This window comes from Paracnuella aquatica, assembly GCF_003332885.2.
GTDB lineage: Bacteria > Bacteroidota > Bacteroidia > Chitinophagales > Chitinophagaceae > Flavisolibacter > Flavisolibacter aquaticus.
This window is the reverse complement of sequence record NZ_QOWJ01000013.1, coordinates 124,118-148,573: the sequence shown is the minus strand read 5'-3', so window position 1 is coordinate 148,573 and position 24,456 is coordinate 124,118. Positions and strand designations below refer to the sequence as shown.

Genomic DNA, 24,456 nt, shown 5'->3' with positions numbered 1-24,456 from the left:
CAGTGCACCAGGTGGGTCAGTTTGTTCCGGCCAGCCTGGATCAATTTGCTCCGGCCAAACCGGGTCACATTAAACCGGCCAACCTGGATCAATTTGACCGGCGTATGCAGTGATGGTGTCAGAACTACTGTCAAACAAGCAGCCTGAAATTAGGAATGCGATTAGAAGTAAATGAAACTTATCTCTGACTTTCACAAGAGGGTTGAATTAAGTTGCCTATAACGTAGAGAGGCTTTAAGCAGTACGGGAATTAGTAGTACTTCCGCCTCATTTACTTGGTGATGCAAAATAGTAATTCTTCTGTCGAAAATATATTCGTCTGCCCGTATTGCTAAAAGCCTGTGTTAGCGGCGTCAGATGCAGCCTTCAGCTTTCCCACATGAATAGTGAAAACCTGTACTTCCATTTTCCGTCTTGTTTTTGATATAACGCAAGCTGACCTTCTCCACACCTTGTGCCGCACCAGTATCCCCAGTAGAACAGGCACATTGAGTCGTTTCTGAAAAATACGGGTTTGGAAAAGGTGTATAGTCTGCCGCCCAGTCTATCTGGGGAAAACCAAAAATATTGATCGACTTCATGGTAATGCTTCAGCGAGTCCTCAGAGACAAGATGCCAATTCCTAAAATGCGGCTTTGTCCAGATTTTCCCTGACTGTTGGTTAAATTGCTGTTGTAGAAAAGACCTTTCTTTCTCTGTCAGAGTCAGTGAGTCATTGAATGGGCCACTGTCGTCTTTATAGTTGAAACCGTAGATTTTGGTAGATGCCAACGCTTTGATAATGTCTCCTAGATTATGTTTGGGCAGTTCTTCGCGGTAATAAAGTGGTAATTTAAGCGGCTCGGTAGCGACAAAATCGGTCATAAAGCGATTGGCCTGCTTTGCTAACTGTGTCCATGCCCGATTGCTGATTAACAGAAATGCTATAAGAAAAGTAGAAAGTCTGGTCATTAGTCTTGGTTACTTGAAATCTTGTTGCGGCTAATGCGTTGAAAATTTTTACACTCGTTCGCCGCTAACGTTAACCGGCTTTACGCAGTGCGGGTATTCCGCGATTCGTCAGCCACACTAATGTAGTAAAGATGCACAAAGCAGCAAAGTTGAACCTATGTTCTTCTGCCCGCATTGCGAAAAACCGATGTTACCGGCGTTCAAATCTCCGCAGTAGCCGTGATCAAAGTCCCAGAAGACTGGAAGCTAATATGGTGATGAACAGGAGTATGTTAATAAGAACGTCGTACCAAAAAATTCTTCTGCCCGCGTCATGATTATACCAATTTGTTTGTTTAAAAGTATTGATGATGTATTTCCCAGTGGTGGCCAAAAGCAGCTTATTGAGCAGCCAATACACCAATAGAAAAATGAGAAGTGATTTTAGTGAAGAAGCGGAGGAGGACAGATAGAACTTGCGAAGGTAGTCTGAATGTCCTGCGATGCTGAGTATTGCCAAACCAAGTCCGATTGTCAACCAAACTCGGAAAACATGCCATTTGTTTAGGTCAAGCAAAGTTTCAAACGTAAGTAGCAACAAGGGGATTCCGAGACTGAACAAAAAGATTCCGACGTCAATCGCGTGATCGGAAAGAAAACCAAACAAGAATCCAGTCAGCAAGATGGCTGCTACCGAAAATGTAAGTGTCAATAATATTTTTTGTCTCAATTGAAGTTTTGGTTTGGCCATTCTGATTGCCGGTAACGTTTGGGGTATTGCCGAAGGCGGGGATTTTTAGCACAGAAGTTCAATCGAAGAACGAATGGTGAACCTTGCACAAATGCCCAATCGAAGCCGTTCAGCCCCGCTTTTGGCAATACCTTGTTATGCACCGTTTTTATTGTTATTCTAATGGTTTCCAATTTTCGTCTCGTTGTTCGTCTTTTGTTGGTTGTCTTACGTTTTTAATCATCTCTCTTTCGCAAGCACCAAATTCAATAAAATTCCTTTGTCCCTGTCTTAGTGAAACTCGGTTTGCTCCTCCTTCATAGTTCGGGTCGTCAAGTTGTATTGGGTCATCTTCCCAAAAGCAAACTTGGCAAATGTCATAAGTTCCATTTGGTTGTTCTCTAAATGTCTTGTAACCGCAACAAGGGCAAGCAAACTTTTCTGTTACCATAATTTCCACCAAGGTTTTTTGTTGTCGTATCTGTGGTAACTACCGCCTGTTAAAACTTTTGTATCAATGTCATAAGAAAAGGGAACCCACTCGTCTGCATCGTGCATTGGGTCATAAGAAAGTCCTGTTATTATACTGTTCTCAACCTTAATTTCTTTAAGTCCGTCCCACGAAATTCTTTCTGTATGCCAATGATTTCCGTCTGGTTCAATAATTGTCAAGTCTGTTTGGTCTTGTAAAACAAGTCTGTCATTACTTGCACTAAAAATGTTACTATAACCAACTCCAAAAACTTGAATTGGTTTTGTTTCGTTTTGGTTCATTATGTAACAAGTCCCACAAGCTATAATCAACAAGTTCTGAGTTTTGTCAAACTCTATTATTTTTTTTAAGTCTGTCCAACCCGGTTGAAAGTTAGCAACCCATTCAGTTCCATCAGTCCTGTAAAAGCGAACAGGAAATCCTTCGGAATAGAAGGGTTCTCCATTGTCGGTTACAGGAACATACATCGGTCCATATGTCGGCAAAGCGTTTAATATTTCGTATCGTTTTTCTGTCGTCACTTTGTCTTGCGTAGGGTTGTCCTAAAATGGTGCATAACGGGAAGGGTATTTATGCAGTGGTGGCATTTCCTGTTCCGTCAGTTTTGGTTAAAGATATAAAGCTGATTTAAAAACTAAAGCTGGTAACGTGCACGTCAGCCACCATTGCATCAATACCATGTTATAAGCCGTTTTGTCTTATCAGGACTTGCCGCAACTTTTCCTTATTGTCCTTGTATGTTTCTAATTCACCAACCACACCTAATGTAAAACTGCGCAAGTAGTCGTTGTGGTCTTGCAAATGGTTTGTACGCTTGCTCTTTAAGTTCAGTGCAATAGCTTGCGGTGTCCGAATGATGCCCCAAGGAAAACCCCACCAGCCGAGAAGTGCGGTTTTTGTCAAAGCGTTGTTGTTTGCTTTGTCTAAACAAGACGGGCAACCAACTTTTATTTTCTTGTTGTAGGTTGTGAAGAAGACAAAGCTCATGACTTCGCCAGTCAACGTAGCATTTAGCCGTTCTGTCGTGCTGCTGCAAGAAGGGCAGCTTAAATTGCTTGCAAGGTCGCAGTAAGCGTCAATTTCTTCAATCGTATATTCTCTGTTTTGGGCTTCTATGCCTTTGCTAATATTTTCGTCCAGACCCCGCTTTTGAATTTCAGCTTTCACTACGTCCATTGCTTCCGGTGTCAAGCCATAAGCGTCTTGTGTGGCAATTCGGATTAACTCGTCGTCCGACATGCGCTGGTATCTCTCCTGCACGAATTTGATGTCAATTCCTGTACTCATTAGTTTTGGTAAAGTTTCGTTTTAAAATGGCTTATAACATCTATTATACGAACATAATACTTTTTCTCTCAGCTCTGCTCTATGCACCTAAGATGATTATTGTCAGCCCCTTATCAGTTCGTAATTTGGGTATTCAGAGTGGCGATCTTTTACTTGCATCCCTATTTCAAATACCCGAAAAACGCACCCATCCTAATTCTGGCTACCCAAAAAACGAACTGCCCTTGTTTTCACCAATCACCAGGGCAGCTCATCCATAGGGCTGCCAATACTTTCCACCTTTACCCTGCTTACTTGCCTATAGCGCATGGTGGTCTTTAGATTATTGTGCCCCAGAAAACATTGTATGTAGCGGATATCGGTTCCTCCTTCCAAAAGGTGCGTAGCATAGGAGTGTCTCAGGGAATGAATACTACCCACCTTGTAAATGCCGGCGTCCCTTTTTGCCTGATGCAGCACCTTCTGGGCACTACGGGTGCTATAAGCTCCACCCCGGTCCCCTTCGAAGAGGTACACTTTTGGTCGATGCGCTACAAAATACGCCCTCAAAGTCTGTAGCAGCACCCTGGAAAGCGGTACCATCCGGTTCTTTTTTCCCTTACCACACCTGATATGTACCATCATGCGTTTGGAATCAATATCGAGCACTTTCAGATTCACCAGCTCACGTACCCTGAGGCCTGCAGAGTAAGAGGTCATCAGAAGGGCCCGGTGCTTTAAATTACCTGTTTTCATAAGGAGGCTGACTACCTCTTCTTCCGCTAGGATTTGCAGCAGTTTTGATGGCTTCTTTGGCCTGGGCAAGTCATAAAACTCCCGGCCTCTGCCTTCCACCTGCTCAAAGTAAAACTTCAGCGCATTGACTGCCATGTGCACATGGGTTTCACTGTAGCCTTTCTTCTGTATCAGCCAGAGCAGATAAGACTGGATGTGATCCTTGGTTAGATCCGAAACATACACACGGCCTAAAAGGCGAAGCAGCAGGTGAAACTCATTGCTGTAACTCTGTAGCGTATTGTGGCTATATCCCTTCAACTGTATCATTGCCTGCAACCTTGTAAGGGCATGCAGGTTTTCGGGACTCAGGGGATGCTCCAGAATAATCTGAACACGCTGTTTGGAAAGTTGTTCGCCATTTATCATCGGCTGCACAGCCCTTCGCTGCTCTAAATACTGCTTAAGGGGTGTTGCCTCAAGGGTTGCAATACCATGAAGAGTGTCTTTTATTTGCAAGTAGGCTTCTTTTGAAAGCGGCAGGTACCAGCAGCGGTGTGTTTGCGACCAGCGGATGTTCCCAATTTTTTAATGACGCAGTGGAGGGAATGATCATCAACATGCAGGGCAATGCACTCATGAGCTCTATGGTAAAGAGGTGTAAGGGTTAAAGTTGCCATGGTAGTAAGCTTTGGTATGAAGGAGGGGCGGAGCACAAAAAAGTGCAATGCTTCAACTTTCAGGCTTGGCTGCGAATATTATATTTACGTACTAAAAATGCTAAATATGTTAGCATGAACTGATTTGGCTTTACCATAGCCGGTACAACAGAAAATAGCTATAAAGAAAGGTCAATACTTTACAAGGATCAGTAACGCTTGGTCCTTTCCAAATGGCTGGGAGGCGATAATTTTTTACAAGCGTTGTGCAATGTTTGGGTGTAACGGGGTGGATGGGAGTAGAGGAGAAGCACATTACTTCGATGTAATCTTTCCCAGTGCAGTATAACGCTAGTATAATGTCATTTTGGTTAGATCGACCAACGGAAACATGATGGTAAAGCCTGGCAGGTAGTATTGGTTATAAACTGCAATTATTGGATGTTCTGATCCGGTCTTTAAGCAGGAGGGGTTAAAAAATGGAGTAGAAACGGCCAGCTGAATGGCCAACTGGAAAAAATAAAAAAGCCCTAAGTTGTTGAAAAACAAGTACTTAGGGCTCAATTTCTGCGGACTGGACGGGACTCGAACCCGCGACCTCCGCCGTGACAGGGCGGCATTCTAACCAACTGAACTACCAATCCAAAAAGTGTCAGAACTTTTTCCCTTTAAAACAAACTTTCGTTCGTTTGTTGGGGTGGCAAAGATAAAGGCAAAAGGTTTTTACAAACAAATATTTGCGGTAAAATTTTTTCAAGCCATGCAATTCGTTCCATCTTTATCGCAACGCTTCTTCCAATGCAGTGGCAATGGCCTGCAACAAAGCTGCATCAGGCGGGTTGGCGGTTGTATCACTTTCAGGTGGCAACACCGCCCTGAAGTTTCGTTCTTCATCCGGTTCAAACCAAACCACCGTGCCATTCACCAACGCTTCTATCTTATAACTAAATCCTTGCGGCAATAACTTAACGGGTACGAGTATTGCTCCGTTTTTGTAGGGCACCGAAATTTCAAAACCTTCATCCATGTTTATGCTTCATTTAAAGAGCCGTTGGCAGCCCATGCGGTTTGCGGAAAACTGGCAAGCAGCACACAACCCAGGCCCGGTGCACTGTTGAGGGTCAGCGTACCTTTGAGGCTTTCGGCGCGGGTAAGCATGTTTGCAATACCAATGCCACCACTCAATTCAGCCGTGTTAAAACCTTTGCCGTCATCCCGGACTTTTAAAACCAGTTCATCGTTCACCATTTCAAAACCTACCTGCACATCCTGCGCCGAAGAGTGTTTTAAAATGTTGGTGAAATGCTCCTGCAAAATGCGGTAAATGGCCAGGTGCAACTCTTGCGGCACTTCTATTTCATTCAGCAATTTCAGGTCGGTGCTGATCTGCAGCCGGTTGGTGGCCGCAATGCTATCGGTCAGTTCTTTTACCGAATCGCGCAGGCGAAACTTGCCAAGGGTAGGGGCCGACAGCCGTTTGGAAAGCGAACGTATTTCATTGATCGATTGCTGTAACAATTCCACCGATTTGCGCAGCAATTCATTTTTTTGATCAATGCCGGTAAGGCACAATTCGTTGTACAATTTAATAGTGGTGAGCACCTGGTTTACATTGTCGTGCAGCTCCTGGCTCACCAGCGATCGTTCGCGTTCCTGTGCTTCAATAGTGGCACGTGTAATGGTGCGTTGTCGCTGTTTTAATTCCAGGTGCAGCTGTTCTTCAAATTCTTTGCGTTGGGTAATATTGGTTTGAATGCTGAAAAACTGTTCCACCTTCCCGGTTTCATCTTTATATGGCTGGCATTGCATCTCCAACCAGAGCTTTTTACCCAAACGATCGTATTGCAAAATTTCACCGCGAAAAGGCTGTCCGTTTTTCATGCATTGCTGCAATTGCAGGCTGGTGGCGTTGTCCGTTTCCGGCCCGCTTAATAGTGATGCAAGCGGTTCGCCAAACGCCTCTTCCTGTGTGTATCCGGTAACGCGTACAAACGCATCATTTACCCAATTGATATCGCCTTGTCCATCGGTGAGCACCACCAGGTTGGTTGTTTCGCGGGCTATCAAAGAAAGTTTCCACAACTCGTTTTCCGACTGCTTACGTTCGTGTATGTTGCGGATAAAAAGTGTTAGGTTGCCGTGTGCCGGAAACGCCGTTACTTCGATCCATTGCTGGTGCAAAATGGGACTGAAAAATTCAAATGCAACCGCGGATTGTTGCTGCATGGCCTGCTCGAGCAACCGCTGAAAAGCGCTTTGCTGCAGCGTGGGCAACAGGCTCCAAAACTTGCTGCCCGAAATTTCTGCACCGGATTTCTCCAGCAGTTTTTCCGCAGCATCGTTCCAGCTTATTATATCGAACGATGCGTTTACCTGCAGTTCGGCCGCAGGCACTTCTTTTACCAGGCCAATAGTATTGCCTGCAGGCTGGTGGCCCGCATCGGCAAAAGGTACCCGTTGCCCAATGCCGTAAATATGGTTGTTAGCGCGGTTTACCGATGCATAAAAAGACAGTGGCACCGGTGTGCCATCTTTATGTCGAAAATGGGTTACAAATCCCGGTCGGGTAACACCACCGATCAAATCTTTTAATGCAGCTAGTGTGCGGTGCAGGTCATCTTCAATCAGCAATTGTTGCAGCGGCAGCCCGGTAATTTCGGATGGGTAATAACCCAGCAGGTGCAAGGCGCCCTTGTTAACATGCACCAGCCTGTGTTGGTGGTCCAACACACAAAACAAAGCCGGGAAAAAGTCAAGCATTCGTTTAACGTAAGGGTCAGTCATCCTGCTCCGTAGGGTTTATGCGGCATCATAGCCGGGGTGTGTTGCTTATAAATTTTAAAAGATACCATATATCGGTCCAAAATTGCATGCGGCCGACAGTTGTGCATATATAATACAGTTGCACCATAAATGGTGCATTTTTATGATTCGATTGGTAAAGTAAATAGCAGATGCAGTTACCCGTTGTCTTTTAGGGTGATGATTTGTGGCGGTTAGCTATGCTAATTAGTTGCAGCTAAGGGTAAATCCTTAAATGAAAATGCAGCGCACTTGGCTGCTGCATTTTGATAAGGTTGGTTGTTCCCGGGATATTGAACACGAGGCTTGTATTTACTAAAACTTGCCGCTGCTAATAGATTGAATGCGCTAATTGCACTTTAACTAAGATGCTGCATCGCTCCAAGGCAATTGTTGTTTTTATTGTTGCAAAAAAAGAATCGCTGGTTGATGCTTGATCCTGTTTCGACGAAAAAAAATCTATTCGTACTCACTTATGTCATTAAATAGAATTGAAACGACAAAAGCGCCTTATTTCAACGACAAAATTTGCGTAGGAGGCACAGCTTGCGGCACCACATTAGCCACCGGCCGGCTGCTTTTTAGGTAAGCAAAAATCGCTTTCAGATCTTCATCCGAAGCCTTTGCATATTGTGTCCAGGGCATAGGTGGCAACATTGGCCGCGATGCTTCCAACCCTTTGAATTTGCCTTTTCTGATGGCAGTAAAAAACTGTGCTTCGGTCCACGAGCCGATGCCGGTAGCATCTGATGAAATATTGGCGGCATACGAAATGCCCCATGGACCAACAGCGGCCGTCTGTCCCATATCAAACAACACCCAACCGCGCAGTGCACCTGTGTCGATGCGGGCCAGCGGCTGGTTCGCCGGGTGTCCCATAAACCTGCGCGATGCATCGGGCTCCGGTCCATGTGGGCCCATTTTTTTCGGTGTGTGACAATCGTCGCAGCCCATAATGGTCACTAAGTATTCGCCACGTTTGAGCAGGCTGTCGGCCGGGGCTTTCGGCATCATCAATCCTTCATTGCGGGTCGATGGGTTCTTAGGCGCTACGTTGGTTGCGGCAATACCTGCAGTTACAATCAGTGCAAATGCAGCGGTAATGATGGCTAACTTGTTCATGCTAATCTGTTGGTTTGTTCTGGGTAATTAATAATGCATGGCCAGCGCTTGCCCGTTGATTGCAACACTGGTAGCAGCTTTTGCCAACTCATTTTCGGCACGGAACAATTGACCGCGGAATGCTTTTTGGGATTCCTGCAACGTCTTTGCTCCGTCTTGCCTTAGGTTTTCCGGTTTCGCCAATTGCTGCAGCACTTCAGGCGTATAAAACCGCTGCAGCACCGGCAATAAACCTTTTTGCAGTTGCACCAGGTATTGCATGTGCGCCAGCACCACGGCGTCAAACGCATCGCGGATGGCTGCGGCATTTTCCTGCGCGGCGAAACCATTGCTATTCGCCTGAAATGTTTGTAAGCCCGCTGCCAGGTGTTGCGAAAAAATATGGCGTTGCTGCACCTTGAGCGCATCGATCAGCGCCGGCTCGTACCTGTCGATCAGCGGGTACAGGTGTGTTTCGGCAAATGCAGTGCAGTCGGCGCAGGCTTTCAGTACCTGTTGCATGCTGTGCATGGCTGCTTTCCATTCGGCAGTGCCCGGGTTTGCAGCCTGCAGTTGCAGTTCTGTTTGAAACAATTGGGTGCGCAGTTGGCTGAAATACTGTTGTAGAAAAAAGTGCATGGCGTTGGTTAAACGTGTTTAAATGTTGAGGCTTCCAGCGTGAACCGGGGCAGTTGGTTTTGGTTGGGTGATGCAGTTGGTTTTGGTTGTTGTGGCACTTGCTCCGGGTGCCTTGTTCGTTCACGATGGAAGCCTTTGGTGTTGGTTTTGGTTGCGCCGTTGGTTTCGATTGGTTGCGGATACAAAAGTTGCCTGATTTTTTTCCAAATCAAATAGCTTCTTGCATGAATTGTACTATGCGGCGAACGAATCGTACCGTATTTACCGCCACCCAATTGCGGCTTACCGAAGCAATGCTGTATGAATTGATGAAAACCATGAATGAACGGCGTAATCGAAGTATTGAATTGGATTTGAATACCGCTGCTTGGAAGTACATTTGATGCAGTCAACTGCCACCATTTGCCAACCATCATTCGCCTGTTATTGGTCCTGCTACTGTTTGCGTCTACAGCCTTTGGCCAGGAGGCAAGGCAGTATGCATTTCGCCACCTCACCACGGCCAGCGGCCTGGCATCCAACCTTGTAAATGGCGCGGTGCAGGACCGCGATGGATATCTATGGGTGGCCACGCTCAACGGGCTGCAGCGCTACGATGGTTTTAATTTTCTCCTGTTTACCCACCAGCCGGGCAGCTTGTCGTCGTTACCGGCCAACAGCATTGCGAGCTTGTTTGCTGATAAACAGCAACAGCTCTGGGTGATTACGCACAACAACGACATCGGCATTTTCGATACACGCAAGTTCCGCTTCAGGCGTGCATTGGTACAGGGGCTGCCGCCGCAAACTTATTTCTCTGCAAAGTATCTGTTCAATGGCGGTGATGGCAATCTTTATTTACACGAAGCCAACCGCCGCATTTTTCGATACGATTCGGTGCGCAACCGGTTTGTGCCCGCCGACCAGTTGCTGCCGGAGCCTGCAGGCTGGCAGGTAAACAAGATCGTTTGGGACAACCAGCGTAAATGTTATTGGGCCACCGCCGATTCGGCACTGCTCCAGTTTACGCCAGCCAACCGCAAGCTGCAGGTGCATGGATATAACGGCACCGGCTACCCGAAAACTGCCATGCGGCCCACTGCAGGTCCGTACATGGGCGTACATGCAGGCAGCAACGGAGTGGTAAGCTTTTTTACCTGGGCAGCCGGCACCGGCATGCCGGTAGTGCACCAGTTTCTGCCCGAACAGAACCGGCATTCTAGTTTTTTGATCGGTCCCGCGCTGGACATGCGCTACCATGAGATCAATATGTTTTACGAACAACGCAATGGCCGGCAATGGATTGGCGGCAACCCGTTGTTAATTGAAATGGCCGACAGTGGAACCAAGCTGTTGCCGGTGGCCAACGGATCTAATAGTAATCAGAACATACGATTCGATCGGGCTAACGGCCTTTTTGAAGATCGCGAAGGTAACCTGTGGATCAGCACAGATAACGGGCTTTTTTATTTTAACCCCGATGCCCAATTGTTTGAAACCTACGGGCTGTTGCGGCCCGGCGGATCGGCCAAAGAGGGGCCGGTGCAAACTGTGTTGGAAACGGCCGACCGGATTTTTGTAGGCTGCTGGGGCGTGGGTCTTTATTGTTATGATAAAAAATGGAACCCGCTGCCGGTGCCCAAAGCGTTGCTATCGTTTGCCGATAACGGCCTTGTGTGGGATTTGCACCAGCATAGCCGTACGGGCAAAATTTGGCTGGCGATGCAAAACGGGGAACTGCACATTTACGACCCGGTGAAGGAAACAAAGACCACCATTAAACCGCCCGAGTTCAACGGCCGCACCATCAGGCAGGTGGCCGAAGACGACTGGGGCAACCTGTGGTTCGGCACCCAGGGCGGCCATTTAGTGAAATGGGAATACAAACGGGGCGGTTCGGAAAGCAGTGGTTATAAACTGGTAATGCAAACCGGGCTGGTGCACAAAATAGAAGCGCACAAAGGCTTTGTATGGGTGGCCACTTCGGGGCATGGCTTGCTACAAGTGGCAGCCCAAACCGATGCACTGGTGCGTACTTATGGCGAGCGGGGCCGCATGGCTACGCGGATCAGTTCGGGCAGCCCCTCCGATATTATTGTGTACAACGATTCAACGCTGGTGGTGCTTGCCGGTAGCATAAATATTATCAACTTAAAAAAGGGCACTGTGCAACAGTTAGGCACAGCCCAAGGCGTGTTGCCTTCTAATTCGGCCGTGTCGGGGCGGCGGGATGCACAAGGCATTTTGTGGGTGGGTATGGCCAATGGTTTGTGCCGGGTAAACCTGCAACAGCGTACCCATACTTTTTACGACCGCAGGGATGGCATCAGTTACGACAACTTTCCGCTGGCAAGTGCATTTGGCCTTTCGGATGGCCGCATGGTGTTTGTAACCGACCACAATTTCGTGGTGTTCAATCCCGAAAAAGCAAGTGCCACGGGTACACCGCATCAGCCGCAGCTTACCGGCTTAACGGTAGGTGATCAATCACTGCTGCTTGATTCGCTGCGCAACGAAGAACGGCTAGTGTTGCCTTACCATAAAAACTCGCTTTCGTTTGCGTTCAGCTCACTGCATTTTGCACCGGGCAATAAGCTGCAATATTTCTACCAGTTGGAAGGCTTGAATAAAGACTGGATTCCTGCCGGCAACAAACCCGAAGCGCTATTTAGCTACCTGCCACCGGGCAGTTACCAACTGCGACTCCGCACCGAAAACGGTGATGGCGTTGCCTCACCTGAATTTCGGTTATTCCCGGTCGTTATAAGGCCGCCGTTCTGGCAATCGTGGTGGTTTTACAGCGTGTTGGCGCTGATTATTGCCGGTGCTGTTGTTTGGTTCGACAGGGAGCGGATGCGCCGGCTGCGAGCCGTGCAGCAAACACGTTTGCAGATTGCAGGCAACCTGCATGAGGAGTTGAATACCGCGCTGCACCACATCAACATTTTGAGTGAAATGGCCCGCATCAAAAGTGGCCAGGACCTGCAGCAATCGCTAACCTATCTCGACCAGATTTCGGAGCGCAGCCACAATATGATCATCCTGATGGACGACATGATCTGGAGCATTGATCCGAGCAAAGACACGCTGCAGGATACGCTGGTGCGGTTGCAGGAGTTTGTTGCGGCCCTGCAAAGCCGCTACGAGGCCTTGATTAGTGTGGCGGTGGGTAAAAAAGTGCCTTTCCTTAAACTCGATATGAAAAAGCGCCACGAAGCATTTGTGGTGATCAAAGAACTGCTGCGCCTGGCAGTGGAGCAGGGCGGTGCCCGCAATGTGCTGGTCAATATGAACCTGGTAAAAGGCCGGCTGGTGGTGAAATTTTACGACGAAGGCGTAACGTTGCAAGGGCAATCGCTGCATGCGGAGAAGAAGGTAGATGAGTTGCGCAAAAGAATCACTGCGGTGGGCGGCGAGTTGGATTTCCAGGTAAGGGAACAAGTGTTGTCGGTGATATTGATGCTGCCAGTGTAGTAGCAGGAAGAATTCAAAAGGCAAAAGTCAAAATGCTACACACATGATGCACATAGTTGTGCCCCAGTTTTCACTTTTTACTTTTGCCTTTTTACTTTTGAATTCCTTTTATTTCCCCATCCACTTTTTAAAATCTGCTACTTTTTCGCGGCTCACAATTGCGTCTTTCTCCAACACCGGTTTAAGTTCGAGAATGAGCCGGTTGCCGAAATAATCGTGTATTTGCGCCACGCTTTTTATGGATACAAAAAACGACCGGCTGATGCGGTGAAACTGCGCCGGATCCAGCATGTCTTCCAATTCCTCCATCGTGTAGTCGGTGATGTATTTGCGGTTGTCGGCGGTTTTAAAAAAGTTTACCCGCCCATCGCTGTAGAAATATGCAATGTCTTCGGTTTCCACCGAGATCAGTTTCTGACCTTGTTTTACCAAAAAGCGTTTGCGGTATTCTTTAGGCTGGAGTTTGCTTTGCAGTTCGCGGATGATCTGCTCCAGCGAACCTACGCCAGTACCCGCTTCTGCTGTGCCCGTGGCAGCGGCTGCGGGCTGTGCAAAGGCCTGTTTCAACCGCCTGTATTTATCGAGTGCAGCCTGCAAATCTTCTTTCTGAATGGGCTTCAGCAGGTAATCCACGCTGTTTACTTTAAAAGCTTTCAGTGCAAATTCATCGTACGATGTGGTGAAGATCACCGGGCTTTTTACATCGGTGAGGTTGAAGATCTCAAAGCTTTGCCCGTCGGTCAGTTCAATATCCATCAGGATCAGGTCGGGACGCGGGTTTTCTTCCAGCCAGTCAACCGTGGCCTGTATGCTATCGGTAACGCCCATGATCAGGGCTGCATCATCCAGTGCAGTTACGGCTTTGGCTAATTTTTTTGCAGCAAGTTCTTCGTCTTCTACAATCAATATGTTCATAATGCAAGTTTTTGGTGTTCGGCAATCGCTTTGGTATCGTGCGGCCATTTCTGTGTTTGTTCCCAAGCAGGCGCCCAAATAAGCGGCAGCACCACGGTAAAGTTTTGGGCCATATCCATTACCTGGAAACCCGGTTGTTTCATCAGTTCAAATTTAGCACGGATGTTTTCCAATCCAATGCCATGCGATGCAAATGCTTTAGCTCTTTTCTGCACATTGTTGGTCACCACCAGGATGTTTCCGGCAGCCGTAAAAATGTCGATGATGAGCGGGCTGCTCTTCGACGCAGAATTGTGTTTCACCGCATTTTCTACCAACAATTGCAATGTCAAAGAAGGAATGAGGTATTGGTTGTAACGCTTGTCAATTTTTGTATTCAGTTGGACCGCATCGCCATGCCTTGTTTGCAACAGCACCAGGTACGATTGGATAAATTCCAGTTCGGCCTGCAGCGTACTGAGGCTGTCGCGGTTGTTGCGCAGCAGGTAGCGGTACACTTTGCTCAATTCATTTAAAAAAGCTTCAGCCCGGTCGGGCTCTTCGGAGATTAGTGAAGAAAGCGTATTGAAACAGTTGAATAAAAAATGCGGATTTACCTGGCTTTTCAGGGTTTCAAACTGGTATTCCAATCCTTGCTGCTGCAGCCGTTCTTTTTGCGCTAGGCTTTTTTTCCATAACGTAAATGTGTAGCCGACTTCCCAGATGGAAGTGCTGATCAGCGTAACGGCCAGCGACAGCGCAAAACATTGATAGGTGATTTTTGGCTGCCATACAAACCCTAGAAAATTGGTGGCATGATAAGCCCTGTAGGTAAATGCAAACGATGCGTTGGTGAGCACCAACACCAGCACCACCAACAACGCAATGCGCAAACCTGTTTGCCCAATGTGCGGCAACTTCCGGCGCAGGGCATGCATGGCCAACAACTGCAGGTACCAAATGGTCAACCCCTGCACGCAAATAAATGGAAAAGAAAGCAGCCATGCACCGGGTGATATGAATGCATTGGCGCCAAATAAAATAACATGCAACACCACGGCCATCAATACAGTGAGGCCGCTGAATGCAAGCCACTCGGGTTGCGTGGGTTTGGGCCACCGGTTCATGCGGCAACCTCCTCCATATAGGCAATGAGTGGTATGTAAATGATCCGCTCCGTTGGGCCCGTCCTGATCGCCACTTCCTCGCGGCACAGGAGGTGAATTTTGCTGATGATGTTTTCAAGGCTGTCGCCCGATGTTTCAGGTTCCTGGCCTACGCGGGGCTGTGCGTTGTTGCGTACTTCCAGCCAATGTGCTTCATCCGATTTTATGGAAATAACCAGTGGCGCCGATTTGGAAAGGCTGTTGTGGGCCATGCAATCCTCCACAATCATTTGCAGGGTAAGGGGCGGAATCTGCAATGCCTTTTGCGCTTCATTTACCGACAGGTGCAATTGCAACCCGGCTCCATGGCGCTGTTGCAACAGGTAAACATATGATTGCAGGTAGCGCAACTCGGTGTCTAGGGTTACCAGTTGCGCATCGTTGTGGCGCAGCAGGTAGCGGTATACTTTGCTAAGTTCATCGAGGTAAGCTTCGGCCTGTTCATTGTCTTCCTGAATCAGGCTCGAAAGTGTATTGAGGTTGTTGAATAGAAAGTGCGGATTTACCTGGCTTTGCAAACCCAACAGGCGGCTGCGGGTGTATTCGCATTTGAGGGTTTCGGTTTCAATTACAGTAGCCCGGTAGCGTTCAAAGTAGGCAATGCATTCGTGTACAAATGTGAGCAGGATATTGAGTGATCCAAGCGCCGCAAACAGGTTCCAGAAATGTTCAATGCGGTAGCTGTAATTGAATAGCGCCATGCTATCGAGCAGGCGCAACAGCAGGTTGAGAAAAGCTACGGAAATCAGCAGGAACAGTCCGATGGAAATGGCGAGCTTTTTTGGGATCTGGCGATCGTGGGGGAGGCGGCGACTGAGCCACAACGCCACAATGCCGTACACGAAAAATGTGCTGCCGCAAACCGAAAACAAGACCAGCGTAATGCTTAAAAAATTGGCTGCGTCCTGCCAGTATCGATCCGCAAACAACACATGCCCCATGAACACTGTGAATGGCAGCATGCTGACCACCATTACAATAAAGTCTTTGTTGGTGTATGTGGGTATGTGCAGTTTGGCTGGCATGTGCGGCTTTAAAAATATGGGTAAGCTTACTGCGGGCCAGCGGTTTTCCTTGAATGGTAACTGCAGTGCCGGCAATGGCTACTTCCATTTATAATTGTGGGTTGGTGTTTCCAAATTACTGCAAATAATTTGCAGGCATAGCCCTGCTTTGGGTAGATTGGGCTAGGGTGGAGATGAGTTGTTTAAAAGTGGCAGTCAGTTGTAAAAGGTCTTGGTCAGGAGTTGAGTGGATTAGATGGATCTTTTTGGCAGAAATAATAATGGCTTGTAAGGATGTAGGCTTTACTAAAAAAGTATAAACACAAAAAAGGGATGTTCCTCGCATCCCTTGTTATTAACCACTCATTTTTTTATTCATATCTATTACCAGTGCGCCGTGTAGCAGGTCGCCGATGGGCGTTGGCTCCGGTGCTATGCGGTCGTCGGCCTTTACCGCTTTTAACGCTGGCTCGGGCGCCATTGCAGATTGCTGTTGCTGTGCGGCACGGCGTTCTTTGCGGTACTGCTCAAACAACTGCATCATCTGGTAGTGATAAGCCATGCTTTTGATGGGCCCATATTTGCCGCCCTTTGCCCGCTCAAAAAACAGGATGATGTCTTCCAGCGCCAGGTTGTCTTCCTGTGCTGCCACCATAAAATCGCAGGCAACGCCACTCATTTTGGTGTCTGTCAGTTTTTTGATCTTGGGCAGCCGCAGGTTGAAGCAAAATGCTTTTACCATCATCAATATCATGTGGTGCATTCGTTTTACACCAAAGTCCTGCATCAGCGTTGGAATGCGGTCTTCTTGCGGCATGGCCAGCAACAGGTCGAAGCGCACTTCGCCGTTGTGGGTGTACTGCTGCATCACCAGTGAGGTAATGAGCTCGTACTCGAGGGTATTTACATAGTAGCGCGGCTGCCTTTTAGGCTTCGCCTTTGGCGCCGCCGGATCTTTTACCGGCTGCACTGCCACCATATTTCTGAAACTCATTTGTTGGGTCATTTGGTAGGTGTTTTTTGGTTGAAAGCTGGTTGTTATTTACGATTTGGGATTGACGATTTACGATTGCCTGAAAGCTGCGGTATGCATTGAAAAAGTCTTTGTTTTAAATGAAATCGTACATCCCAAATCGTCAATCGTAAATCAGCTGGCTTTTGCATATTGCCTGCGCATCAGCATCAGGCGCTGGTAGAGGCTAGACACGATCAGCGGCGTGTTGCCGATAAATGGCTCAATGCGGTGCCACTCCTGGTCGCTGTCCATTACATACAATTCATCTTTGGGGCTGGCGCATACACCCCAAGCCAAAAATGGGTGGGAGTGGGGCGAAGTTTTTACCTCCACCGCCGTATCGAAATACAGGTATTCGTTACCTGCCAGGTCTTTTACGATCTCCACACAGTCTTTCAATATCGTGTTGCTCATGATCTTTACTTTGAAAGGGTGATGCGATAAGTGGATCGCGAACTTTTTTGCGGACCTTCCAGCACTTCGCCGGTTTCGTGGTCTACCCACATTTTGCCAGGTGCAATAGACCGCAGCTTAGCTTCCAGCTCTCTGCGGGCTTCCATCAGGGCTTCAATTTGCTGCGTCAGTGCCCGCCAGCCGCCGTCCTGCGCATAGTCGTATTGCACCGCAGCTTCGGTTACTTCCAGCTTAGCGCCTGATGCGGTGTGCATCCGGCCGTTGTGCATGATGATCTCATCACGCAGCCGGTCTACAAACCGTTCGTCTTTGCGCACCTGCTTGGCAAATTCTTCCATGGCGGCAATGGCTTCTGCAAGCGGCAGGGCCGAGTCGGCCTCCATCACGCCATCCACAGTTTGCCCGGCAAGCGCCGCAATCTGGCGTTTGCCCAAGCCGGCTTTGATCACCGGGAGCTCGTTACGCTGCAATACTTTGTTTTCCATTGATGGTATTTCTGCGGTTAGCGATCAATTGCTGCAACAAGGGGTTGGCGTCCACATCGGTTTTATAACGGTTGTAGAGTTCTACCAGTTCGCGCTGGGTGCTGCATTCCTGCACACGGTTGTGCCATTCGGTGCCGGGCTTCAGGTTAAATGCTTCCTCGCCTTGCTCGCACCATTGGGCAATCAGCTTACCGGTTTCTTCAGAAGGCACAAACGCAGGTTTGCCCATGAACAAACCAGTACGGTCTTTTGAAGCGGTGGCATTGTGACGCAGGTCCAGCTCCAGATTAATCGTCAGTTCGTACTCAAACCCTTCGCGGGTAATTTCCTTGAGGCCGCCTTTTTCCACTTTTACCTTACCGTTGCCGTCTTTGATCATTTCGTAGTCCTGCTTGCGCCGAACGGTAGTGATCATGTGGCAGGGGCTCTGGATAATGGCGTCGATAAATGCCTGATGCCGTGGGGTAACCTTCGCCCAGTCTTGGTATTTGCCACCCAGTTGCTCCACTATTTCCAGGCAGCCGCCTTTGCCATCCCACTCGTGGGTGATGGAATCGACGATGATTACCTCCATGCCGGCTTTTTCGCAGGTGTGGATGGCTTCCACGTATTTCTCCGGCGAAAAAGGTGCGGAAATGGGCAGCACATTAAAGTCACCCAGGTGGGCATACAGGTCAGCGCTGTTGTTTTCCGAGTCGATGATGGCCACCTTGCTCCAGTCGTCGCAAATGCCATGTGCTACCAGCAGGGCAGAATATGTTTTACCACCGCCGGACACTGCAGACAGACCGAGGCGGATCTTTGCTTTTTTTCGTGTTGCTTTTCTCAGTTGCATCTTATGTGGTGTTTATTCGTTCGGGAAAATTTGAAATCGAAAGAATGGTTTTCCGACTTTGCGGACTTCCGTCTTCGGACTCAGTTACGCTGCCTGGCGCAGGTTGCCGCTGCGGCCTTCGAGCATGCCGGCAAAATATCGGATGGCTGCTTCCTCAATGTCTTCGAGGTTGCCCATCACTTCCAGCACCGGCCGGATGTCTGTTCCATTCCATTTCACAAACTCGATGTCTACCGAGTAGCGGTCGAACACATCGATGGGCGAAGCAGCGGGGTTGAAATAGCCCTGTCCTTCTACCACCAGGTCGCCTACCTGCTCGGTCACAATTTTCAGGTCACGCACCACTTTGTACTTCAGCGGATACGAAAACTGAAAAGGCTGCTGTTGTTTTCCAATGGTTTGCATGTTGTGAATTTTTCTTTAGATTTGTGAAGTATAAAGTTACATTTTTTCACATTATCCACAAGTAATTCACGTTTTTATTCACAATTGGTTAACTATGGCTACAGCACATTACAACTTGCGGGAAATCAGGCAGTTATATAACCTGACACAAGAAGAATTCGCTCTGGCGCTGGGTTTGACCCGCGAAATGATCAATAAAATGGAGGGGGGTAAATGCCGCCAGAGCCGGGCCACACAATTGCGGGTAAAAGCGTTTTTGGATGAAAGGAAAAGTGAAAATTTTTCACAAGACGTAGAATTTATGGGCGTGCCCGCCGCTACGCCGCGTGGATCGTCGCTGCCGTATTTTGAAATGCGCCGCGAGCAAAAGCAGGAAAAACAGCCCCTGATGGTGCCGTTAGTTGGTATTAAGGCACAAGCGGGTTATGTGAAAGGTTTTGAGCAAACCGATTACCTGGAAACACTGGAAAAATATTCGCTGCCGCCCGGCGTAAATCCATCCGGTGCCATGTGGAGCTATTTTGAAGTGGACGGCGACAGCATGGAGCCCACCTTTTATGCCGGCGACGTGTTGCTGGCATCTATGCTGCCCCACGAAGACTGGCACGATGTAAAAAACTTTTCGGTCTATATTATTTTAACCACCGAACAATTGCTGGTAAAGCGGGTGTACCGCAAAAGCGATGATATGTGGGTGTTGCTTTCGGATAACGAGGAGCTATACCCGCAGGTGTTGCTGCCCGTGCACGCCATCCGCCAGGTGTGGACCTTCCGCCGCCACATCCGCAGCCGTGCACCGCAACCGAAGGAGTTTAAGATAACGGCGTAGTTATTGCGGAATGATGAATTATTGATTATGAATTATTAATTATTGGGCTTTATTGATAATTCATCATTCCTTGTTCCTTGTTCGATATTCTTTCCCAACTTCCCCCGTTCATCTGTTCCTTGTTCGTCTGTTCGTCATTCTATTTCCGCTTCCCGGAACCAATTTTGCCCTATATCCTTCGCATCCCTTAATTTTAGCGCCCTTATTTAATTGTATATGCCTGCAAACGCGAATCGTCAGTTTTTGGATTTTGAGAAGCCGGTGAAAGACCTGATCGATGAAATAGAACGGCTGAAGCATGCGTCCGAACAAAAAAAGATTGACTACTCCGAACCCATTCAACGGCTGGAGCAAAGCATTTTGGACAAGCGCCGCGAAATCACACAAAACCTCAGTTCCTGGCAACGGGTGCAGCTAAGCCGCCACCCCGACCGCCCTTATACGCTGAAATACATCAATAAAATGACCACCAACTTTCTGGAGCTGTACGGCGACCGGAACGTGAAGGACGACAAAGCCATGGTGGGCGGATTTTGCCAGCTCGATGGCGAAACCGTGATGGTGATTGGACAGCAAAAAGGCATCAATACCAAGATGCGGCAGATGCGCAACTTTGGTATGGCCAACCCCGAAGGCTACCGCAAGGCGCTGCGCCTGATGAAGCTGGCCGAGAAATTCAACAAACCCGTGGTTACCCTTATCGATACGCCGGGAGCCTTCCCGGGCTTGGAAGCTGAGGAGCGGGGCCAGGGCGAAGCCATTGCCCGTAATATTTATGAAATGATCCGCCTGAAGGTGCCCGTGATCTGCGTGATCATTGGCGAAGGTGCATCAGGCGGTGCTTTGGGCATCGGTGTGGGCGACCGCGTGTACATGATGGAAAATACCTGGTACACCGTTATTTCACCGGAAAGCTGTTCGTCGATTTTGTGGCGCAGTTGGGATAAAAAAGAAACGGCCGCCGAGCAACTAAAGCTTACCGCCGACCACATGAAAGGTTTTGGACTGGTGGACGACATCATCCCAGAGCCGGCGGGTGGTGCGCATTGGGACTACGACGAAGCTGCCGAAATACTCAAGAACTTTTTGGTACCGGTGCTGCAGGAGCTGAAAGGCATCCCGGCCGAACAACGCGTACAACAGCGCATTGAAAAGTTTGGCAAAATGGGCTTTTGGACGGAAGACTAAATGAGCAGTATCATTTTGTGTGTGCCGCATTTGTCCGCATTTTTGCCGCATTATTAAAAACCATAATCGATTATCTAAAACCTGATGTCTTTACGAGAAACGTTGCGCGGTACGGGTGTGGCCCTGGTTACACCATTTGCACAGGATAACAGCATTGATTTTGATGCGCTACAAAAGCTCATTGATTTTGTAATTGAGGGCGGCGCCCAATACGTGGTATCGCTGGGTACTACCGGCGAAACACCCGTGCTGAGCAAGGAAGAAAAGGCAGCCATCTTTTCTTTTACCATCGATGCAGTTAAAGACCGGGTACCCGTAGTTATTGGCATCGGCGGCAACAACACAGCCGAGATCATCAAGGATCTTTCATTTTATCCTGTTGAAAAAGCGGCAGCGATCCTTTCTGCATCACCCTATTACAACAAGCCTTCCCAGGAGGGCATTTACCAGCATTATAAAGCCTTCGCCGAAGCGGCTCCCGTGCCGGTTATTTTATACAATGTGCCGGGCCGTACAGGCTCCAACATCAGTGCACAAACCTGCCTGCGCCTGGCGGCCGATGTGCCCAATATTCAGGGCATGAAGGAAGCCAGCGGCAACATGGTGCAGTGCATGCATATTTTGCGCAACCGCCCCGAAAATTTCCTGGTTACCAGCGGAGACGACCACCTGGCAATGCCGCTCATTGCCTGCGGAATGGACGGCGTTATTTCGGTGGCGGCCAACTGTTTTCCCAAAGATTTTTGCCAACTGATTGACCTGGCCCTGGCAGGCGATTTTGCTGCGGCGCAACCGCTGCAACACAAGCTGGTTCCGGGTTTCGACCTGCTGTTTGCCGAAAATAACCCAGCCGGTGTAAAGGCGTTTTTATCTGAGTTGGGCATTATCCAAAATAACCTGCGCCTGCCCGTGGTGCCGCTGAGTGCACCCATTCATCAGCAGGTAAAAGATTATTTGCAGCAGTTGTAAACCTTATTTTTTAAAACCGCAAAGGCACAAAGTAAATGGAAGTCACCAGCGTTTGCCGGGTGCACCGTTTCGCTTTGTGCCTTTGCTATTTTTTATGTTTAAACCATGAAACAAATGATCAAAACTGGCCTGTTGTTTTATGTGATGCTGTTGTGTATGGAAAAAGGGAGGGCACAGGCTGCGCATAAAGAAAGTACCGCATCAGCGCAGGTGCGGGTGCTGGATACTGCTTTTTATATGCCGCAGTTGCAGCGCCACCGGCGGGTTTGGATTTACCTGCCTAAAAATTATTACCAGTCAAAAGAGCGTTTCCCGGTATTGTACCTGCACGATGGACAAAACATTTTTGATGCCGCCACTTCTTTTGCAGGCGAATGGGGCGTGGACGAAGCCATGGACAGCCTGGGCAGCAGTCTGCCGCAATGCGTGATTGTGGCCATTGATAACGGCGGCGACAAACGCCTGAGCGAATATAGCCCATACGATTTCACATTGGGTGAAGGCGATAAAAAAATGTCGGTAAAAGCAGAAGGAGATGCGTACGCCGCATTTTTATTAAAAACGTTGCGGCCTTATGTTCGCAACCACTTTAGGGTTAGCCGCCGCGATAAACACCAGTTTATTGCCGGTTCTTCAATGGGCGGATTGATCTCATTATATGCCGTTATGCGCAATCCCGGTAAATGGGGCGGCGCAGGTGTTTTTTCGCCAGCATTTTGGGTGGTAAAACAACCGCTGGTTGCAGCACTGGAGAAAAAGGGCAAATCCATCCGGTGCCCTATTTATCTCCACGCCGGCCAACAGGAAGGCCCCGAAATGGTGCCTGATATGCTGCAGGTAAGCCAGTTGCTCGACCGGGTTTCAAAAGCAAAAATCACTACGGTGATCCGCGCCAACGAAGGCCACAACGAAGCCGCTTGGCGCCGTGAGTTCCCGCTTTTTTACCAATGGCTGACGCACCATTTTTAACCCAGTTTTCGTCGGCAAAAAAGTTTCTTCAAATACTTATTTAGGCAGGCAAACAAAAAAGCTGGTGCCTTTGCCCGGCGTACTTTCCACCCAGATAAAACCATCGTGGTTGGTTACTACCTTTTTGCAAATGGTAAGGCCTACACCCGTACCCTGTTGCTCAATGTGGTGGTGCAGGCGCGTAAAAATCTCGAATATTTTTGGTGCATACTCCTGCGAAAAACCAAGCCCATTATCGGTGATGGTGATGCAGTGATAAGCATGTTGCGTTGGGTTCAAATAAATCGGCAGCGATGCGGCATCGGTTTCCGAACCGGTAATAGTAATGTGGTTGGCCACTTCAGGGCGCCGGTATTTGATGGCGTTGTGCACCAGGTTTTCAAACAATTGATACAATTGAAAGGGGATGCCTTTAACCGTTGGCAGGTTGTGCATTTCAATGGTGGTGCCGCTTTCTGCAATCGGCTCCTGCAGGTTTTCGGTTACCTGCGCCACAATGTCTTCCAGCGATACTTGCTCCATTGTTTCCTGCGTTGTTTTCAGGCGGATATAAGCCAGCAGGTCTTCCAGCAAATCCTGCATGCGCTGGGCGGAACTTTGCAGCCTGGTAAAATTGTATTGGCCTTTTTCCGAAAGATGTTCAAAATCGTCCTGGTAGATCATGCTGGCAAAAGTCCTGATCTTGCGCAGCGGCTCTTTCAGGTCGTGGCTGGCTATGTAGTTGAACGATTCCAGTTCCTCGTTGATTTGCTCCAATTCTATTTTGCGGGTTTGCAACAGTTCGTTGGAACGCTGCAGTTTTTGTTGCGTTGCCTGCAATGTTTTCAACTGTTTTTGCAGCCGGTCAAAGATCAGCATCAGCAACAACAGCAGCGCAAAAGTGAGCACCACCAGGTAAATGGGAATACCGCGGATGTATCGTTCTTTAACTTGCTCCTTTAGCTCCAACTGCCGCAGCTCTTCGCGTTCCATATTTTGCGTTAGCTGGTGCAGCCGGTTCATAACCTGCCGTGCCAATACCAGCCGTTCCCGCAATGCTTCCTGCGAAGCACTGTCGCGGTAACTATTCACCGTTGTACGCATTTGCTGCACCCGCAGCGTGGTCATGTAACCAAGCTGCTGCACATTAAACACCTGTCTTGGATTGTCGTGCACCAGTTTGGCCAGTTCCTCAATCTTTTGTTTGTAGTCGGCTTCAAATGCGGCCTGCTCATCCAGGTAAGACGAATCGCCGGAAATCAGGTAGGCCCGCACACTGCTTTCGGCGTGTTTGAGGCGTGAGTAAATGGATTGCACTTTAATTTCCACGCTCCGCGTCTGGTTCATCTGGTCATATGCTTCGATGAGGTTGCGGAGGTTGAGGTACAACACCACGGCAATGGAAAGCAATACCGCAACAGTAGCAAAGAATATAATTCGTATGGTTCGGGCAGAATATTGCATGGTTAATCGTAAGGGTTTGGTTTGGATGCAGC

24 protein-coding genes and 1 tRNA gene are annotated in these 24,456 nt (G+C 48.4%); 5 read left to right on the top strand and 20 right to left on the bottom strand.

Annotation, left to right across the window (positions count from 1 at the left end):
* Positions 1–366 precede the first annotated feature (366 nt).
* The 11 genes from DRJ53_RS16690 to DRJ53_RS16635 form a co-directional block, all read right to left on the bottom strand.
* The gene (locus tag DRJ53_RS16690) at positions 367–951 is read right to left on the bottom strand and encodes a hypothetical protein (RefSeq protein ID WP_114236801.1); all 585 of its coding nucleotides are present in this window, start codon (positions 949–951) and stop codon (positions 367–369) included.
* 884 nt (positions 952–1,835) lie between these two features.
* Positions 1,836–2,111, bottom strand: a complete 276-nt coding sequence (locus tag DRJ53_RS16680; RefSeq protein ID WP_114236799.1) for a CPCC family cysteine-rich protein — start codon at positions 2,109–2,111, stop codon at positions 1,836–1,838.
* The gene (locus tag DRJ53_RS16675; RefSeq protein ID WP_123893662.1) at positions 2,105–2,674 is read right to left on the bottom strand and encodes a hypothetical protein; all 570 of its coding nucleotides are present in this window, start codon (positions 2,672–2,674) and stop codon (positions 2,105–2,107) included. The genes DRJ53_RS16680 and DRJ53_RS16675 overlap by 7 nt, the downstream gene beginning before the upstream one ends.
* A gap of 160 nt (positions 2,675–2,834) precedes the next feature.
* Entirely contained in the window at positions 2,835–3,440 is a 606-nt protein-coding gene (locus DRJ53_RS16670) for a hypothetical protein (RefSeq protein ID WP_114236797.1), read from the bottom strand.
* Positions 3,441–3,677: 237 nt separating this feature from the next.
* Positions 3,678–4,673, bottom strand: coding sequence for a tyrosine-type recombinase/integrase (locus DRJ53_RS16665; RefSeq protein WP_114236796.1), 996 nt, complete (start codon positions 4,671–4,673; stop codon positions 3,678–3,680).
* 710 nt (positions 4,674–5,383) lie between these two features.
* A tRNA-Asp gene (locus tag DRJ53_RS16660) sits at positions 5,384–5,457 on the bottom strand.
* A gap of 134 nt (positions 5,458–5,591) precedes the next feature.
* Positions 5,592–5,840 (bottom strand): hypothetical protein, encoded by a 249-nt coding sequence (locus DRJ53_RS16655; protein ID WP_114236795.1) that lies wholly within the window; start codon positions 5,838–5,840, stop codon positions 5,592–5,594.
* A 2-nt stretch (positions 5,841–5,842) separates the two neighbouring features.
* Positions 5,843–7,573 carry a sensor histidine kinase gene (locus tag DRJ53_RS16650; RefSeq protein ID WP_162303905.1) on the bottom strand — a complete coding sequence of 577 codons (1,731 nt, stop codon included), beginning with the start codon at positions 7,571–7,573 and terminating at the stop codon, positions 5,843–5,845.
* Positions 7,574–8,125: 552 nt separating this feature from the next.
* Positions 8,126–8,737 (bottom strand): c-type cytochrome, encoded by a 612-nt coding sequence (locus DRJ53_RS16645; protein WP_114236793.1) that lies wholly within the window; start codon positions 8,735–8,737, stop codon positions 8,126–8,128.
* A 27-nt stretch (positions 8,738–8,764) separates the two neighbouring features.
* Positions 8,765–9,355 (bottom strand): hypothetical protein, encoded by a 591-nt coding sequence (locus DRJ53_RS16640; protein WP_114236792.1) that lies wholly within the window; start codon positions 9,353–9,355, stop codon positions 8,765–8,767.
* A gap of 8 nt (positions 9,356–9,363) precedes the next feature.
* Positions 9,364–9,771, bottom strand: a complete 408-nt coding sequence (locus tag DRJ53_RS16635; protein ID WP_114236791.1) for a hypothetical protein — start codon at positions 9,769–9,771, stop codon at positions 9,364–9,366.
* Here DRJ53_RS16635 and DRJ53_RS16630 point away from each other — a divergent pair.
* Positions 9,758–12,808: a ligand-binding sensor domain-containing protein gene (locus tag DRJ53_RS16630; protein ID WP_114236790.1), complete on the top strand. Its 3,051-nt coding sequence runs from the start codon at positions 9,758–9,760 to the stop codon at positions 12,806–12,808. The two genes, DRJ53_RS16635 and DRJ53_RS16630, sit on opposite strands and share 14 nt — an antisense overlap.
* Before the next feature lie 108 nt (positions 12,809–12,916).
* Here DRJ53_RS16630 and DRJ53_RS16625 read toward each other — a convergent pair whose 3' ends face one another.
* The 8 genes from DRJ53_RS16625 to DRJ53_RS16590 form a co-directional block, all read right to left on the bottom strand.
* On the bottom strand, positions 12,917–13,723 hold the full coding sequence (locus DRJ53_RS16625; protein WP_114236789.1) for a LytR/AlgR family response regulator transcription factor: 807 nt from the start codon (positions 13,721–13,723) through the stop codon (positions 12,917–12,919).
* The gene (locus DRJ53_RS16620; RefSeq protein WP_114236788.1) at positions 13,720–14,829 is read right to left on the bottom strand and encodes a sensor histidine kinase; all 1,110 of its coding nucleotides are present in this window, start codon (positions 14,827–14,829) and stop codon (positions 13,720–13,722) included. The genes DRJ53_RS16625 and DRJ53_RS16620 overlap by 4 nt, the downstream gene beginning before the upstream one ends.
* Positions 14,826–15,893, bottom strand: coding sequence for a sensor histidine kinase (locus tag DRJ53_RS16615; RefSeq protein ID WP_123893660.1), 1,068 nt, complete (start codon positions 15,891–15,893; stop codon positions 14,826–14,828). Before DRJ53_RS16615 ends, DRJ53_RS16620 begins: the two co-directional genes overlap by 4 nt.
* Positions 15,894–16,227: 334 nt before the next feature.
* Entirely contained in the window at positions 16,228–16,866 is a 639-nt protein-coding gene (locus tag DRJ53_RS16610; protein WP_123893658.1) for a hypothetical protein, read from the bottom strand.
* Between the two features lie 153 nt (positions 16,867–17,019).
* Entirely contained in the window at positions 17,020–17,301 is a 282-nt protein-coding gene (locus DRJ53_RS16605) for a hypothetical protein (protein WP_114236785.1), read from the bottom strand.
* Between the two features lie 5 nt (positions 17,302–17,306).
* A complete protein-coding gene (locus DRJ53_RS16600; RefSeq protein ID WP_114236784.1) occupies positions 17,307–17,786 on the bottom strand; it encodes a hypothetical protein in 480 nt (159 codons plus the stop codon).
* A complete protein-coding gene (locus tag DRJ53_RS16595; RefSeq protein WP_114236783.1) occupies positions 17,761–18,621 on the bottom strand; it encodes an AAA family ATPase in 861 nt (286 codons plus the stop codon). Before DRJ53_RS16595 ends, DRJ53_RS16600 begins: the two co-directional genes overlap by 26 nt.
* Positions 18,622–18,705: 84 nt before the next feature.
* The gene (locus DRJ53_RS16590; protein ID WP_114236782.1) at positions 18,706–19,026 is read right to left on the bottom strand and encodes a hypothetical protein; all 321 of its coding nucleotides are present in this window, start codon (positions 19,024–19,026) and stop codon (positions 18,706–18,708) included.
* A 94-nt stretch (positions 19,027–19,120) separates the two neighbouring features.
* On the opposite strand from DRJ53_RS16590, the gene DRJ53_RS16585 reads away from it, so the two are divergent.
* From DRJ53_RS16585 to DRJ53_RS16570, 4 genes are all read left to right on the top strand, one after another.
* Complete coding sequence (locus DRJ53_RS16585; protein WP_114236781.1) at positions 19,121–19,855, top strand: LexA family transcriptional regulator; 735 nt, start codon at positions 19,121–19,123, stop codon at positions 19,853–19,855.
* A 243-nt stretch (positions 19,856–20,098) separates the two neighbouring features.
* Positions 20,099–21,043: an acetyl-CoA carboxylase carboxyltransferase subunit alpha gene (locus tag DRJ53_RS16580; RefSeq protein WP_240040649.1), complete on the top strand. Its 945-nt coding sequence runs from the start codon at positions 20,099–20,101 to the stop codon at positions 21,041–21,043.
* Between the two features lie 84 nt (positions 21,044–21,127).
* Positions 21,128–22,012: a 4-hydroxy-tetrahydrodipicolinate synthase gene (gene dapA, locus DRJ53_RS16575; RefSeq protein ID WP_114236779.1), complete on the top strand. Its 885-nt coding sequence runs from the start codon at positions 21,128–21,130 to the stop codon at positions 22,010–22,012.
* 105 nt (positions 22,013–22,117) lie between these two features.
* On the top strand, positions 22,118–22,981 hold the full coding sequence (locus DRJ53_RS16570) for an alpha/beta hydrolase (RefSeq protein WP_114236778.1): 864 nt from the start codon (positions 22,118–22,120) through the stop codon (positions 22,979–22,981).
* Between the two features lie 36 nt (positions 22,982–23,017).
* Here the strand turns inward: DRJ53_RS16570 and DRJ53_RS16565 are convergent, their stop codons facing one another.
* Complete coding sequence (locus DRJ53_RS16565) at positions 23,018–24,424, bottom strand: sensor histidine kinase (RefSeq protein WP_114236777.1); 1,407 nt, start codon at positions 24,422–24,424, stop codon at positions 23,018–23,020.
* Between the last annotated feature and the right edge of the window lie 32 nt (positions 24,425–24,456).

Excerpts from the sequence above, each read along its gene's own strand:
- DRJ53_RS16690 (WP_114236801.1), bottom strand. The coding sequence starts at position 951 with ATGACCAGACTTTCTACTTTTCTTATAGCATTTCTGTTAATCAGCAAT.
- DRJ53_RS16680 (WP_114236799.1), bottom strand. The coding sequence starts at position 2,111 with ATGGTAACAGAAAAGTTTGCTTGCCCTTGTTGCGGTTACAAGACATTT.
- DRJ53_RS16670 (WP_114236797.1), bottom strand. The coding sequence starts at position 3,440 with ATGAGTACAGGAATTGACATCAAATTCGTGCAGGAGAGATACCAGCGC.
- DRJ53_RS16655 (WP_114236795.1), bottom strand. The coding sequence starts at position 5,840 with ATGGATGAAGGTTTTGAAATTTCGGTGCCCTACAAAAACGGAGCAATA.
- DRJ53_RS16650 (WP_162303905.1), bottom strand. The coding sequence starts at position 7,573 with ATGCTTGACTTTTTCCCGGCTTTGTTTTGTGTGTTGGACCACCAACAC.
- DRJ53_RS16645 (WP_114236793.1), bottom strand. The coding sequence starts at position 8,737 with ATGAACAAGTTAGCCATCATTACCGCTGCATTTGCACTGATTGTAACT.
- DRJ53_RS16640 (WP_114236792.1), bottom strand. The coding sequence starts at position 9,355 with ATGCACTTTTTTCTACAACAGTATTTCAGCCAACTGCGCACCCAATTG.
- DRJ53_RS16635 (WP_114236791.1), bottom strand. The coding sequence starts at position 9,771 with ATGATGGTTGGCAAATGGTGGCAGTTGACTGCATCAAATGTACTTCCA.
- DRJ53_RS16625 (WP_114236789.1), bottom strand. The coding sequence starts at position 13,723 with ATGAACATATTGATTGTAGAAGACGAAGAACTTGCTGCAAAAAAATTA.
- DRJ53_RS16620 (WP_114236788.1), bottom strand. The coding sequence starts at position 14,829 with ATGAACCGGTGGCCCAAACCCACGCAACCCGAGTGGCTTGCATTCAGC.
- DRJ53_RS16615 (WP_123893660.1), bottom strand. The coding sequence starts at position 15,893 with ATGCCAGCCAAACTGCACATACCCACATACACCAACAAAGACTTTATT.
- DRJ53_RS16610 (WP_123893658.1), bottom strand. The coding sequence starts at position 16,866 with ATGAGTTTCAGAAATATGGTGGCAGTGCAGCCGGTAAAAGATCCGGCG.
- DRJ53_RS16605 (WP_114236785.1), bottom strand. The coding sequence starts at position 17,301 with ATGAGCAACACGATATTGAAAGACTGTGTGGAGATCGTAAAAGACCTG.
- DRJ53_RS16600 (WP_114236784.1), bottom strand. The coding sequence starts at position 17,786 with ATGGAAAACAAAGTATTGCAGCGTAACGAGCTCCCGGTGATCAAAGCC.
- DRJ53_RS16595 (WP_114236783.1), bottom strand. The coding sequence starts at position 18,621 with ATGCAACTGAGAAAAGCAACACGAAAAAAAGCAAAGATCCGCCTCGGT.
- DRJ53_RS16590 (WP_114236782.1), bottom strand. The coding sequence starts at position 19,026 with ATGCAAACCATTGGAAAACAACAGCAGCCTTTTCAGTTTTCGTATCCG.
- DRJ53_RS16585 (WP_114236781.1), top strand. The coding sequence starts at position 19,121 with ATGGCTACAGCACATTACAACTTGCGGGAAATCAGGCAGTTATATAAC.
- dapA (WP_114236779.1), top strand. The coding sequence starts at position 21,128 with ATGTCTTTACGAGAAACGTTGCGCGGTACGGGTGTGGCCCTGGTTACA.
- DRJ53_RS16570 (WP_114236778.1), top strand. The coding sequence starts at position 22,118 with ATGAAACAAATGATCAAAACTGGCCTGTTGTTTTATGTGATGCTGTTG.
- DRJ53_RS16565 (WP_114236777.1), bottom strand. The coding sequence starts at position 24,424 with ATGCAATATTCTGCCCGAACCATACGAATTATATTCTTTGCTACTGTT.